The 13,252-nt window shown below is 60.9% G+C and carries 12 protein-coding genes; 5 read left to right on the top strand and 7 right to left on the bottom strand.

Features of this window, described 5'->3' with window-relative positions; genetic code table 11:
* Positions 1-484: 484 nt before the first annotated feature.
* Positions 485-1,584 (bottom strand): IS3 family transposase gene (locus HWE04_RS13770; protein WP_241812725.1). Its coding sequence is split into 2 segments (ribosomal slippage): positions 485-1,332 and positions 1,332-1,584, totalling 1,101 coding nucleotides; the frame shifts between segments, so codons are not numbered across the junction.
* A gap of 278 nt (positions 1,585-1,862) precedes the next feature.
* Positions 1,863-2,936: an acyltransferase family protein gene (locus HWE04_RS13765; RefSeq protein WP_006464210.1), complete on the bottom strand. Its 1,074-nt coding sequence runs from the start codon at positions 2,934-2,936 to the stop codon at positions 1,863-1,865.
* Between the two features lie 331 nt (positions 2,937-3,267).
* Here HWE04_RS13765 and HWE04_RS13760 point away from each other — a divergent pair, with 331 nt between their 5' ends.
* Complete coding sequence (locus HWE04_RS13760; protein WP_006464211.1) at positions 3,268-3,510, top strand: hypothetical protein; 243 nt, start codon at positions 3,268-3,270, stop codon at positions 3,508-3,510.
* 96 nt (positions 3,511-3,606) lie between these two features.
* Here the strand turns inward: HWE04_RS13760 and HWE04_RS13755 are convergent, their stop codons facing one another.
* Positions 3,607-4,077 carry a response regulator gene (locus HWE04_RS13755; protein WP_241812724.1) on the bottom strand — a complete coding sequence of 157 codons (471 nt, stop codon included), beginning with the start codon at positions 4,075-4,077 and terminating at the stop codon, positions 3,607-3,609.
* A gap of 483 nt (positions 4,078-4,560) precedes the next feature.
* Here HWE04_RS13755 and argE point away from each other — a divergent pair, with 483 nt between their 5' ends.
* Complete coding sequence (argE, locus tag HWE04_RS13750) at positions 4,561-5,763, top strand: acetylornithine deacetylase (protein ID WP_241812723.1); 1,203 nt, start codon at positions 4,561-4,563, stop codon at positions 5,761-5,763.
* Positions 5,764-5,834: 71 nt separating this feature from the next.
* On the opposite strand, the gene HWE04_RS13745 is transcribed toward argE, so the two are convergent.
* Both HWE04_RS13745 and HWE04_RS13740 read right to left on the bottom strand, forming a co-directional pair.
* Positions 5,835-6,992 (bottom strand): MFS transporter, encoded by a 1,158-nt coding sequence (locus HWE04_RS13745; protein ID WP_241812722.1) that lies wholly within the window; start codon positions 6,990-6,992, stop codon positions 5,835-5,837.
* 92 nt (positions 6,993-7,084) lie between these two features.
* Entirely contained in the window at positions 7,085-7,741 is a 657-nt protein-coding gene (locus HWE04_RS13740) for a 7-cyano-7-deazaguanine/7-aminomethyl-7-deazaguanine transporter (protein ID WP_241812721.1), read from the bottom strand.
* Positions 7,742-7,920: 179 nt separating this feature from the next.
* Here HWE04_RS13740 and yddG point away from each other — a divergent pair, with 179 nt between their 5' ends.
* The gene (gene yddG, locus HWE04_RS13735; protein WP_077236400.1) at positions 7,921-8,817 is read left to right on the top strand and encodes an aromatic amino acid DMT transporter YddG; all 897 of its coding nucleotides are present in this window, start codon (positions 7,921-7,923) and stop codon (positions 8,815-8,817) included.
* A gap of 7 nt (positions 8,818-8,824) precedes the next feature.
* On the opposite strand, the gene HWE04_RS13730 is transcribed toward yddG, so the two are convergent.
* Both HWE04_RS13730 and HWE04_RS13725 read right to left on the bottom strand, forming a co-directional pair.
* Entirely contained in the window at positions 8,825-9,505 is a 681-nt protein-coding gene (locus HWE04_RS13730; protein ID WP_233207630.1) for a hypothetical protein, read from the bottom strand.
* A 195-nt stretch (positions 9,506-9,700) separates the two neighbouring features.
* Positions 9,701-10,669, bottom strand: coding sequence for an SMP-30/gluconolactonase/LRE family protein (locus HWE04_RS13725; protein ID WP_241812720.1), 969 nt, complete (start codon positions 10,667-10,669; stop codon positions 9,701-9,703).
* A gap of 258 nt (positions 10,670-10,927) precedes the next feature.
* Between HWE04_RS13725 and hemN the strand changes: the two genes are divergently transcribed.
* Positions 10,928-12,379 carry an oxygen-independent coproporphyrinogen III oxidase gene (hemN, locus tag HWE04_RS13720; RefSeq protein WP_006464219.1) on the top strand — a complete coding sequence of 484 codons (1,452 nt, stop codon included), beginning with the start codon at positions 10,928-10,930 and terminating at the stop codon, positions 12,377-12,379.
* A gap of 11 nt (positions 12,380-12,390) precedes the next feature.
* Positions 12,391-13,251, top strand: a complete 861-nt coding sequence (locus HWE04_RS13715) for a sulfite exporter TauE/SafE family protein (protein ID WP_241812719.1) — start codon at positions 12,391-12,393, stop codon at positions 13,249-13,251.
* The last annotated feature ends 1 nt before the right edge of the window (position 13,252 follow it).

Below are 13,252 nucleotides of genomic sequence, written 5' to 3'. Positions count from 1 at the left end.
AGCACTCTTGTGTGTTTTGTGGCGCGGCATAGCTAAAGACGCCGGATCAGGCTGAGAAAGGAAACGACGCTGAAATTCCTCCTGCAGCTTGGTCTCAGGTCACCACCAAGAGGGTGAGCAAGGTCGCCTTCAACCGCTCTTCGCCAAGCCGCGCACCAATGCCGCGCCAGTCACCATCCGAATCCGAAGTCCCGAATGATTGCGTTGCGGTTCAAGATCTTTCTATAGGTGCGCGGCCTGGTTGAAACCGTCGCCGGGAAGGCCACCCAGGCCGCAGGAGAGCCAGAAAACACGCAAAACGTGATTGCTGCTATGCCCGCTGCTGATCCTGAGTAGCGGTTGCGAAATGACTGAACGCGTAAATCCCCTCTGTTGCTGGCGCGCCCGCTATCGCAGACAACAACGATAACCGGATCCGCCCCATCTTCATCTGGAAGACCGACAAGCTGAGTCGGGGTGACCTGCGTCGGTAATTTGTAGCCAGTCAGGCAGTGAGTCGGTTGTCGATCATATTCGATTCCAGCCAGGCTCGACGGATCGTAGCTGGAGGTTGGTACTGATGTGCGCTATGCGGTCTGCGCTCGTTGTAGAACTGACGCCATCTTTCAATCAGCACTTTTTCCTCTGCCCGGCTGCGGAACCACTCCCGGTTAAGCAGTTCGTCACGCAGCTTGCCATTGAAGCTTTCCACGAATCCGTTCTGCCACGGCCTGCCTGGCGCAATGAAGGCCGGACCAACTGAGGCATCCCGCAGCCAGCGCATGACCTTGGCCGCTGTGAACTCGGCTCCATTGTCCGACCGAACGTAGGCCGGCTTTCCATGTAACCGCATCAATCGCGAGAGCGTCAGGATGACATCCTGGGAGCGCAAACTGGCAGCAACTTCGATGGCCAGGCATTCCCGGGTGTATTCGTCGATCACACACAGCATCTTCAACGAGCGTCCATCCACCATCTGGTCATGAACAAAGTCGTAGCTCCAGACTGAATTAGGCTTGGTTGCTCCAGGTAACCGAATATCATTGCCGCATCGACGCCTGCGGGGCCGCTTTCGTGGAATGCCCAGTTTGAGCGCGCTCCAGAGCCGTCGCACTCGGGACTCGCCCAAGGCCAGCCAGGCAGACATACGCCGATAGCCGAAGCGAGGGACCTCTTGCGATGCCGCGATGAGCTGCTGCGTCAGGCTCCGATCCTTTTCAGGTTGTAGCAACTGATAACCCGCTACCCGCCGGCGCAGTTCCAGATAACGACATGCCTTGCGTTGCGACAGCCCCCGACGAGTAAGGACTTCCAGCGCTTCGCGCCGGCCCGCGGAGGTCATCATTTTTTTCGGCTTAACTCCTTCAAGCCATCAATCACCAGCAGCTGCTCCGCCACCATGCGTTTGAGCTTGTCGTTCTCGGATTCAAGCTCTCTGAGCCGCCGGGCGTCCGGGACATCCATACCGCCAAACTTGTTTCTCCAGCGGTAAAAGGTCTGCTCAGTAATGTTGTGGCGCTTGCACAGATCTACCGTCGCAATCTCCTTGCTCTCTGCCTCTCGCAAGATGCTGATGATCTGTTCGTCCGTAAATCGCTTCTTCATTGAGTTCTCCTTGGCGTTAGCATAAAGAACTCACTTATCTAGTGGCTACAAAATTCGTCTCAGGTCAGGGGTGCCATCGAGCAGATCCTGGCGCACAACATGACACTGTCAGACCGGGTGCCAAGCAGGAGATGACGGCCCGTTAGTTCGCGTCTGATGAAGATATAAGTTGCAGGCTATCTTATCTGCACGGTGGGTAACTCATGGCTAACGATGATTCGCACGGCGTGTTATTTGACACCGTTTCGGTGCTTGGCTTTGCCGCTGTCACAAAGCGCTCACGCAACCTTCTGAAAATGTCCTGCGTCTCGCAGTCTCTTCAACTTTTTGATGATATTTGCGCCAAGCTTGACTCCCCATTTTTCCACTGTGTAATGCGTGGCCAGGCAGATCAGGAACAAGAGCATCAGGATGGCCATCCAGCGGTGCTCCGGGCGGATTGCATGCCAGCGTGATACCGCAGCCAGCAGATAGGCCCAGATCCAGTTGTGAAACAGATAAACGGAATACGTCAGGTTTGAGAGCAAAGTTACGGTTGATGATGCTTTGATATGATTTCGAAGGCCCCATACGGAAGCAAAAAGCAGGAAGCCCAGAATCTGAAAGTGGGTATCTTTATTGGCAGGGTTGAGGCCCGGCCACAGCGCTAGGGTGGAAACGATCGCATACAGTACATATCCCCAGCAGGCAGGCCGGCTTGCAAGTTGATGCTCCATCAAATAGATGCTTGAGCCAATGAACAGGAAGGGAAAGAATAAAGTCAGGTAACCATCGGTAAACGCACCTGTCCGGGGAAATGCCGGTGCCAGTTGGATTGCCAAGGTAAGAATGAAATAGATCAGGGGAAGGCGCGTTGTGTCTTTGAGCAAATTGAGGAGGCGGAGCGAACCCATGAGCAGATAAAAAGACATCTCCAGTCTGAGCGTCCATTCGACGCCCCCCAGACCATACGGTGTGGAAAACAAGTCGCCAATCAACAACAAGCGCTGCAGCAGGACCGGATAGGGCGGGAACGGAGTCTGTGCGACCCAGTGGCTCATTCCGACTTCTGCCAGCACTGCAAACATATAAAGCGGATAAATGCGGAATATCCGCTTGATCAAGAATGTTGGCGTATTTTCAGTCTGTAATACGTGACTGATGATGTAGCCTGAAACAAGGAAAAAGACCACGACGCCGGCGCCACCGCTCCACGCCAACGGCCGGATGAGATCGATCACAAAGCGGATTGTCGCGTGGATGTTAAGGTTGGCTGAAGCTAGTTCAAGCTGTCCGTAGAATTTGTGACCAATCAGGACACTGACAAAAGCGAACACCCGCAGACCGTCCAAAAATTCTATTCGCTTTTGCATAGCAATCTATGAAGATGACTGACAATAAAGCGCACATCATAGTGGAAGCTTGGATGTGAAGCTACTTTCAGTATTTCAAGCGGATGGTTGAAACGTCATCACTCCATTTCCTGATCTGATGGCGAGCTGCAATGCGAGAAAGGCGGTTGCGGCACCACCGTCGAAGTGATGATGAACTGCTCCCTTCAGCAAAAGCAGAGGTCGGGTGGCCAGTCAGACTTTTGGAATTCGGTAACGCAAAGAATCCCGGATTGCATTTCCCGTGCAGTGAGGTGTTTCATGTTCGTGTTAGCATGCCTTAACCTTCATTCTTCACGAAAGAGAGATGTCCATGTCGGAACAGGATCCCTGGATCACCCGCGCCGAAGAGCTCAAGACGCAGATGGAAGCGCTGCTGGTGGCGCAGCTTGAGGAATATGAACAGATGACGGTCAAGCTCGAACAGTGGAAGCAGAATCCCGGCGGTTCGTGGTTGACCGAGCAGGATTACCAGCCCTGGCAGGAAGCCCTGAAGAAGCTGGAAGCGGCGCAGCGTGACTTCGATGCGCACATCAGTTCGCGTGTGAAGAAATAAGCTGACTCCTGCGCCAAGCTGCGCAGCCAGGCCTGGCCCAGACGGACGCCGTGACAATACCTCGTCACGGCGTTTTCGTTTCTGCCTTGGTCCGATTCAGGACTTGAGCGCATCATCTTCCCTGGCACTGCAGGTCGGGGTGGAGCGCCGTCGGCGTCGCTTGCTCCAGCGGCGGGCGCGGTCAACCACGACTTCCATGTATTGCTGGCTGGTCTCGGGTTTGAGCAGGTATTCGACGGCGCCGGCTTCGATCAGGTCAGGCATTCCGGGTGGGTAGTCGCTGTCCGGGAAGACCACGATAGGTACGGCGCGGGTCGCCCGCCCCGACTTCATGGCCAGGATGAAATCCAGACCATTGTTTTCCATCATGGCCGGGTCGAGGAAGATCATGCCCGGCAGTACGCGGTCACTTTCCCGTCGGCCGCCCGACAACAGGCGCTCGATGGCGGCGTCGGCCTCGTCATACCATTGCAGCACGCAATGGAAATTGTTGCGCCAGAGCGCAAAGCGCGCCAGCTCTACTGCTTCGCCGTTCGACTCTATCATCAGTATGATCGGCGGTTTCATGATCTCGTCCTTCTCTGCAAGTGACCCTGATCACCGTTGCTGCGCCAAGGAATGATGGTTGCCTCTGCGGGCGTTTCTCCTGGCGTCTAACTTCAACTGCAGTCTGACAAAGATGAAGGGAAACTCATATCATGATTTTCCTGATGAGGCGTCTCTGTCGCTGCGATGACATTGGCCAACCAGTGCCGCGTGGTTCCCGGCTTGTGGGAAAGCGAGGATGTTCGGGTGGCGAGCCAAGGCCGCGATTGCAGTGTAAGCTGTTCGCTCCGAGCAGCGACGCCTCACGATTGCGTCGATCAAGCCAGTCCCATGCTATGGGAGGCGCGGTGTGGCGCAAACGCCCCGGCTCCAGTGCGCAGGGCGCCGGACCAGTGGCGGCCCGTGGTGGCACGGGGCTTGCTGCATTTCAATGGGACGCCGGAGGCCGCTTGTCCTTCCTGCAGGCAGCCCGGTGTTCCGGATTTGAACAGGCAAAACATCATCATGAACGCACCATTGAAAACAGCCGCTTCGGAACCGACGAAGCAGACGCTGGATATCCTCAAGACCCTCATCGGTTTCAATACCATCAGTCGTGAATCCAACCTGGGCCTGATCGAATGGGTCCGCGATTACCTCGAACGCCACGGCGCCGTCACCCGCCTGACCTACGACGCCGAACGGCGCAAGGCCAACCTCTTCGCCACCATTGGCGATGCCGGGCCAGGCCGCTTCGGGACCGTCTTTTCCGGGCATACCGATGTGGTGCCGGTGAAGGGGCAGAACTGGGATACCGATCCCTTTGTGGTACACGTCGCGGATGGCAAATTGTTCGGTCGCGGCGCGTGTGACATGAAGGGTTTCATCGCCGTCTGCCTGGCACGCCTGCCCGCCATCGACCAGGGCCGCCTGCAGACGCCATTGCACTTTTCCTTCTCCTACGATGAAGAGGTGGGCTGCCTGGGGGTGCGCGAACTGCTGGCCGACCTGCAGCAGAATGACATCAAGCCCACTGGCGTGATCATTGGCGAGCCGACCATGATGCAGCCGGTCATCGCGCACAAGGGCAAGCGTTCCTACCGCTGCTGCGTGCATGGACATGCGGCGCATTCGTCCTGTCCGCATCTGGGCATCAACAGCATCGACTACGCCGCGATGATGCAGTTGAAGATTCGTGAAATCGCCCTGCGGGTGCGCAACTCCGAGGTGCAGGACTACGACTTCGATGTGCCGTATTCCTCCATCGTGACCACCCTGTCCAATGGCGGCAATGCGCCCAACATCATCCCGGACAAGGCCGAGTTCGTCTTCGAGCACCGCTTCCTGCCGGGCATCGATCCGGCCGAGGTCTTCGACGAAGTGAAGCGCTATGCCGAGCAGGAAGTGCTGCCGCAGATGCATATCGAAGGCGCGCAGGGGCGTATCGAGTTCGAGACCCTGACCGCCTATCCCGGCATGAGTACGCCGGCCGATGATCCCCTGGTGACCTCGGCGCTGAGCATCCTCGGCAGCGAGCGGGCGCGCAAGGTGGGCTTCGGGACCGAAGGCGGCCTGTTCGGCCAGGCCGGGATGCCGGCGGTGATCTGCGGGCCGGGCGACATCGTCCATGCCCACAAGCCCAATGAATTCGTCACGCTGGAACAACTGGCGCGTTGCGAGAGTTTCTTCGACAACTTCATCGCTTCAGCGCATCTGGCGCCAGTCTGAACCATCCGGCATCGTCGAAAAAAAAGCGCTTGGCCCGGTGGGCAAGCGCTTTTTTTGCGTGGCGAGCGTGCTCAGGTGGCGGTGCGCACGCGCTTGTCCAGCGAGGCGGAGAAGGCCACGGTGGCCAGACCCAGCAAGGCGAAGACCGAGCCGATCAGGGGCAGGTCGGTCAGCGGCAGGCCGGCCGAGATCGCCAGGCCACCCACCCATGCACCGGTGGCATTGCCCAGGTTGAAGGCACCCTGATTCAGGGTCGAGGCCAGATTGGGGGCACCGCGGGCGGTATCGAGCACCCGGATCTGCGCGCCCGGTACTACTGCGAAGGCGAATGCACCCCAGGCAAACATGGTGACCAGCGTGGGCCACTTGTAATTGCTGGTGAAGGAGAACAGGCCCAGCACGATGGCGATGCAGAGGAACACGGCGCACATGACCGGCATCAGTTTCCAGTCGGCCAGCTTGCCGCCGACCAGCCCGCCGACGGTGATGCCGGCGCCGAACAGCAGCAGCACCCAGCTCTCCTGTTGCGTGGTGAAGCCGGTCACGTCCAGCAGGATGTAGGCGATGTAGGTGATCACGCTGAACATGCTGATCGAGGCCAGCGTGGAGGTCAGCAATGACAGCTGTACGCGGGTATCGATGATGGAGCGGAACTCCTGGAAGATATTGCCACCCTGCATGGGGATTTTCCTGGGCAGCATGGTCCACAGCATGATGGCGGCCAGCACGCCGATGCCGGTCACCACGCCGAAGGTGGAACGCCATCCGGCTGCGTGGCCGAAGGCTGTTCCCAGCGGTACGCCCAGGATATTGGCCACGGTCAGGCCGGTAAACATCAGCGCCACCGCCTGCGCCCGCTTCTGCGGCGAAACCAGTTCGGCCGCCACCACCGAGCCGATGCCAAAGAAGGCCGCGTGGCAGAAGGCCGTGACCACCCGGGCCACCATCAGGAACACATAGTTGGGGGCGACCGCGCACAGCACGTTGCCGAGGATGAACAGGCACATCAATCCCACCAGCGCCTGCTTGCGCGGCCATTTTGCCGTGAGGATGGCCAGGATCGGCGCACCGGCCGCCACGCCCAGAGCATAGCCTGACACCAGCATGCCGGCTGCGGGCGCCGATACGCCCAGGTCGCGTGCCACGTCGGGCAGCAGGCCCATGATGACGAATTCGGTGGTGCCGATGCCGAAGGCGGCAACAGCAAGGGCAAACAGGGGCCAGTTCATGCGCATTCCAGGTGGGAGGGGTGAAGAAAGGGCGCGACGTGGAGGTCGCGCAAAGCCGCCAGTTTACCGTCCTATGGGATCGCCTGCAGGACTCACGCCGGATCGGCCGCCAGCGGACGGGCGAACCAGCGCTTCAACACCGACATCAGTGCCCCATAGGCGGGCAGGAAGAACAACAGGCTGATGGCGATCTTGAAGCCGTAATCGACCAGCGCGATTTCCACCCAGTGCGTGGCCATGAAGGGATCGCTGCTGCGCCAGAAGGCAATCGAGAAGAAGGCGACGGTATCGCTGGCATTGCCGAAGATCATCGACACCGACGGCGCCAGCCACCAGTGGCGCGAGGCGCGCAGGCGGTTGAAGACCTGTACGTCCAGTACCTGGCCCAGCACGTAGGCCATGAAGCTGGCTGCCGCGATGCGTGCGACGAATACGTTGAAGTGCGCCAGCGCGCCGAAACCCTGCCACTGGCCCATGTAGAACAGCGCGGAGATGCCGTAGGAAATGAACAGCGCCGGCAGCATCACCGCGAAGATGATGCGACGCGCCAGGGCAGCGCCGAAGAAGCGAACCGTCAGGTCGGTGGCCAGGAAGATGAAGGGAAAGCTGAACGCACCCCAGGTGGTGTGCAGCCCGAAAATGGACACCGGCAATTGCACTAGGTAATTGCTGGAAGTGATCACCAGCAGGTGGAACAGCGAAAGCCAGGTCAGCACGGCCGCGTGGCGGCGCAAGTCGAGAGTCGTCATCAGAACCTTTTTGATGGATGGGGGTGAGGGAACCCATGGAACAGGGGCCTGGCCCTAAATTAAAACGGCTGAACCAGACACGGAAGGGGCAAGATTCTAGCATAGTGCCGCCTCTGCCCGCCGGCCTGGCCGCATGGCGGCGCGCTTGAGGTACACTTCTGCGCTTTTGGGCAGGTGCAATGAACAGCAACAAGGCAACCCTGATCGGATTGACCGCCGTCGTTCTCTGGAGCGCCATCGTCGGCCTGATCCGTGGCGTGAGCGAACATCTGGGCGCCACCGGCGGGGCGGCAGCGATCTATACGGTGGCCTCGGTGATCCTGCTGGTGTCTGTGGGTTTTCCGCGCCTGTCCAGCTTTCCACGCAAATACCTGCTGTGGGGTAGCGTGCTGTTCGTGGCCTACGAGTTATGCCTGTCACTGTCGATCGGTTACGCCCATAGCGGGCGCCAGGCCATCGAGGTGGGCATGGTCAATTATCTCTGGCCGACCTTCACCATGATTGCGGCCATCCTGTTCGGCGGGCAGCGGGCCAGCCTGCTGGTGGTGCCGGGCTTTCTTCTTTCCATGCTGGGGATCTGCTGGGTGCTGGGTGGCGACCAGGGGCTGGACGTGGCCGGCATGCTGGTCAACATCCAGGACAATCCGCTCAGTTATGGCCTGGCCTTCGCCGGCGCTGTCATCTGGGCCGCCTACTGCACCGTGACGACCCGCATGGCCGGCGGCCAGAACGGCGTGACGCCGTTTTTCATGCTGGTGGCGCTTGCCTTGTGGGGCAAGTTCCTGCTGGGCGGTCATGGCGGGGAGATGTCATTGAGCCTGCCGGCGCTGGTCTACCTGCTGCTGGCGGCGGCCGCCATGGGACTGGGCTATGCGGCGTGGAACGTCGGCATCCTGCACGGCAAGGTGACGGTGCTGGCGGGCGCGTCCTATTTCATCCCGGTGTTGTCGTCGGCCCTGTCGGCGCTGCTGTTGCAGGCACCGCTGCCGGCCTCGTTCTGGGTCGGCGCGGCGCTGGTTTGTGCCGGTTCCATCCTGTGCTGGCGGGCCACGCGCAGCCAGGCTGGTGTGGCCTAGGTCCGGATCAGAACCTGTAGCTCACGCCGATGCGGACGACCGGATACAGGTTGTAGCCGTGCACCTTGTCGCTGAGTTCTGCGTTTTCCGCTGCGACGTCGGTGGCCAGCCGGGCGCACAGGGCAGCGGTGGCGTTGCATCCCGAGTTGCTGACCGAGGTCGAGGCATTGCCCTGGAACATGACCCCCAGATCAGCCGTCACGCCCCAGCCGCGGTTGGGCGCTGCGGCATTGCCATAGCCCAGGCCCAGGTAGGGCGCGAACTTCTTGAAATCGATGCGGCCATCCACCTGGCCGGCCTGGGCCGCCGTATAGACATTGCCGTTGATGGTGTAGATACCGTTGGCCTTGGGCTTGCCGGTGGCGTCGATCTTGTTGCCGTTGTAGATCACGCCGCCCGAGAGGCGAAAGCCGTTGTCGAACGGGAACCAGTCCAGCAAGGCATCGAAGGTGCGCAGCTTGGCCCGGGCGTCGTAATTGACGTCATTGGTGCTGGAATTGAACGAGTAATCGAAGTAGTTGACACCGAAGCGCGCATTGAGCTGCTGGGCCAGCGGGACGCTCAGGTGAACGCCCACGCCGGTGGTGCCGACCTCGCCGCTGAGGCCGATGTTGGCGGCATGAACGCTGCCCAGGCTGGCGGCGCCCAGTCCGATGAGGCAAGCACAGGAAAGATGAAGACGGTGCACGAAGAATCCCCCGGGATAATAGAAAAGTGATGGTTCAGGCAGATGCAGACCTGACCATCGCAGCCTATGGTTGAGGGGGAGAGGGTGTAAAGCGCGACAGTGCCGAAAAGCAATGAAAGGGAGGCCCCGGCAAACGGTCGCGTTCCCTTTACGCCACAGTGCGGGCTCGCTTCACCCCGGCTTGATGTCGCTTCGTCAACCCGGCCGGCGGGCGCCATTGACGGCCAGGTAGATCGCATACAGCGAGGTCGTGGCCGTGATGAACAGGCGATTGTGACGCGGCCCGCCGAAGCAGACATTGGATACCACCTCCGGCACCCGGATTTTGCCCAGCAGGCATCCGTCCGGCGCGTAGCAGTGCACGCCGTCGCCCGCGCTGGTCCAGACATTGCCCAGCGCATCGACCCGGAAGCCGTCGGCCAGGCCGGGCGTGATCGTGGCGAAGACACGGCCGCCGCTGAGCTGACCATCGTCGCCGACGTTGAAGACGCGGATATGGTGCGGCCCGTCGGCGCGATGGGTGCGGCCGGTGTCGGCGATGTAGAGCCGCTTTTCATCGGGCGAGAAGGCCAGCCCGTTGGGGCGCTCGAAATCATGGCTGACCAGCGTCAGCGCACCGCTCCGGCCGTCGATGCGATAGACGTGGCAGCCACCGATCTCGCTGTCGGCCTTGTGGCCTTCGTAATCGCTGTCGATGCCATAGGCCGGATCGGTGAACCAGATCGAACCATCCGACCTGACCACCACGTCGTTGGGGGAATTGAGACGCTTGCCCTGCCAGTGCGAGGCCAGCACCGTGCGGCGCCCATCGTGCTCGGTGCGCACCACGGCACGCGCGCCATGCAGGCAGCCTACGATGCGGCCCTCGCGGTCCAGGGTATTGCCGTTGTTGTAGTCCGAGGGCTGGCGGAACACGCCGGCCCCTGCGCCTTCCGACCAGCGCAGCAGGCGATTGTTGGGGATATCGCTCCAGATCAGTTCATCGGTGGCCGGCAGATAGACCGGGCCCTCGGTCCAGCGACTGCCCCCGTGCAGGCAGTCCAGGCGGGCGCTCGGGACGATCAGTCCGGAAAAGCGGGGATCGCAATGTTCGTAGGGGGTGGCCGGCAGGCCGGACGGTAGGGGGGAGCAGGTGGGCGAAGCGGCGAGCGAAGGGGTGGTCATGGAGTCTCCTTGGTCTGTGCCCTATCGTGATTGCAGGGCGATACTATGCTGGGCAGGATGATAACCCGTGGCCATGCCACGTCAGAAAGAGAGGGGAGAAGCAGGACCCGGCCAGCCCTTTGATGCATATCAATGTAGTCCGGGTATGAAGTGACTATCCTGCAAGCTCCAGTCAATACCAGCTCGCCCGGTGGGCTCGCGGCCCAGCGCATGTGCGCGCCGCGTCAGTCCGGCGTGGCGGCCGGCCAGGAGCATCGCATGCAAGTCGCCCATCCGTCCACCCTGCATCCTTCCGCCAGTCTCGCCGGCATGAACAAGAGCGTGCTGCGCAAAATGGACCAGCGTGGCCCGCGTTATACGTCCTATCCCACGGCCGATCGTTTTTCCAACGACTTCGCCGTGACTGACTACCTGCATGCGGTCTCCGACCGTCGCAGCATGAGCGCCTGGCGCGCCTTGTCGCTCTATCTGCACATTCCGTTCTGCGACACCATCTGCTACTACTGCGCCTGCAACAAGATCGTCACCAAGAACCGCTCCAAGGCGGCGCTCTACCTGAGCTACCTCAAGCGCGAGATCAGCATGCAGGGCTCGCTGTTCTCGGGCATGAACCAGGTCGAGCAGCTGCATTTCGGCGGCGGTACGCCGACCTATCTCTCGGACGAACAGATGTCGGACCTGATGGACCACATTCGTCATTGCTTCGCTCTGGCACCTGATCACGTGGGGGAATACTCGATCGAAATCGATCCCCGCACCGTGTCGGTGGAACGCATCCACAAGCTGCGCCAGCAGGGCTTCAATCGCGTCAGCCTGGGTGTGCAGGATTTCGATCCGGAAGTGCAACTGGCGGTGAACCGCGTGCAATCCGAAGAACAGACGCTGCAGATCATCCAGGCCGCGCGTGACGCCGGCTTCCGTTCGGTCAGCATCGATCTGATCTATGGCCTGCCCAGGCAGAACGTGATGTCGATGTCGCGCACGCTCTCCAAGGTGATCGCCGCCAGCCCCGACCGCATCGCCGTCTACAACTACGCGCACATGCCGCAGCTGTTCAAGACCCAGCGCCAGATCAAGGAAGACGAGTTGCCCAGCGCCGACAGCAAGCTGGACATGCTGTCCCTGTGCATCCGCCAGCTGACGGCAGCCGGCTATGTCTACATCGGCATGGACCACTTCGCCAAGCCGACCGACGACCTGGCCATCGCCCAGCAGCAGGGGCGTCTGCACCGCAACTTCCAGGGCTATTCCACCCATTCCGAAACCGACCTGGTGGCCTGCGGCGTCTCGGCCATCAGCGCCGTTGGCGGCAGCTACAGCCAGAACGAAAAGACCCTGGACGACTACTACGCTCGTCTGGAAAACTCGACCCTGCCCATCGCCCGCGGCATCCAGCTGGGCATGGACGATGTGCTGCGTCGCCTGATCATCCAGCGCCTGATGTGCAACTTCGAGCTGTCGATCAATTCGCTGGAAATCGCCTATCCCATCGTCTTCCGCGAATACTTCGCTACCGAGATGGAAAAGCTGAAGCAGCTGGAAGAAGACGGTCTGATCAAGATCGAACCCGAGTGGATCACCGTCGAACCCAAGGGCCGCCTGCTGATCCGCAATATCTGCATGGTCTTCGACCGCTACCTGACGCAGGATCGCGAGAAGGCCGCGAGCCAGAACAAGGACGCACCACAGCGCTATTCGCAGACGGTCTGAGTGGAGTCGACGTGAACCTGCTACCGATCTTCCTGGTGGGCCTGATGGGTAGCGTCCATTGCATCGGCATGTGCGGCGGCATCGTCGGTGCGCTCAGTTCGGCAGGTCCGGGCCGGGCCGCGTCGGCGCGTACACCGGTCACGCTGTCGGCCTCCGCACTCGGCGCGGTTGAGCCCGGGGCTCTTCGCCGTGTCATTCCCATCCAAATTGCGGGCGGTAGCACTGGCACCGTCCCGGTCTTCACGCAGGACCTGGTACGTGTGTTGAGCTACAACCTCGGTCGCCTCTCCAGCTATGCGCTGGCAGGTGCCCTGGCTGGTGGCATCGCAGCCGGGCTCTTGCGGGGTGCGGACGTGCTCGGCTGGCTGGCACCGGCGCAGACGGCCGCCTATGTGATGACCAATCTCGTCCTCGTTCTGCTTGGGCTGTACCTGACCCAATGGTGGACGGGCATGACCCGCATCGAACAGCTGGGCAGCGGCCTCTGGGTGCGCCTGCGTCCGCATGCGGCACGCCTGGTGCCGGTCGATACGCCCCGGAAGGCCTTGCTGCTGGGTAGCCTGTGGGGCTGGTTGCCTTGCGGGATGGTCTACAGCGCCTTGCTCACTGCCCTGATGGCCGGTAGCGCCGTGCAGGGTGCGCTGACCATGCTGGCCTTCGGCGCCGGCACACTACCGATGTTGCTGGCGGCGGGTTTGTCCGGGGCACGCCTGTGGCAACTGGCGTCACGGCCGGCAGTCCGCCGCGCGGCCGGCGTGATCGTGCTGGCTTTCGGCATACTGGGCTTGCTGCGTGCCGCCGAGATCGGCGGCATGGGCATCGCCCGTGGCTGGATCGATGTGTTCTGCATCACGCCAGGACATGGAGCTTGAG

The sequence above is a fragment of the Herbaspirillum sp. C7C2 genome (assembly GCF_022627865.1).
GTDB lineage: Bacteria > Pseudomonadota > Gammaproteobacteria > Burkholderiales > Burkholderiaceae_D > Herbaspirillum > Herbaspirillum frisingense.
Note: the sequence above shows the minus strand (reverse complement) of the source record. Positions and strands in the feature narration are given on the sequence as shown.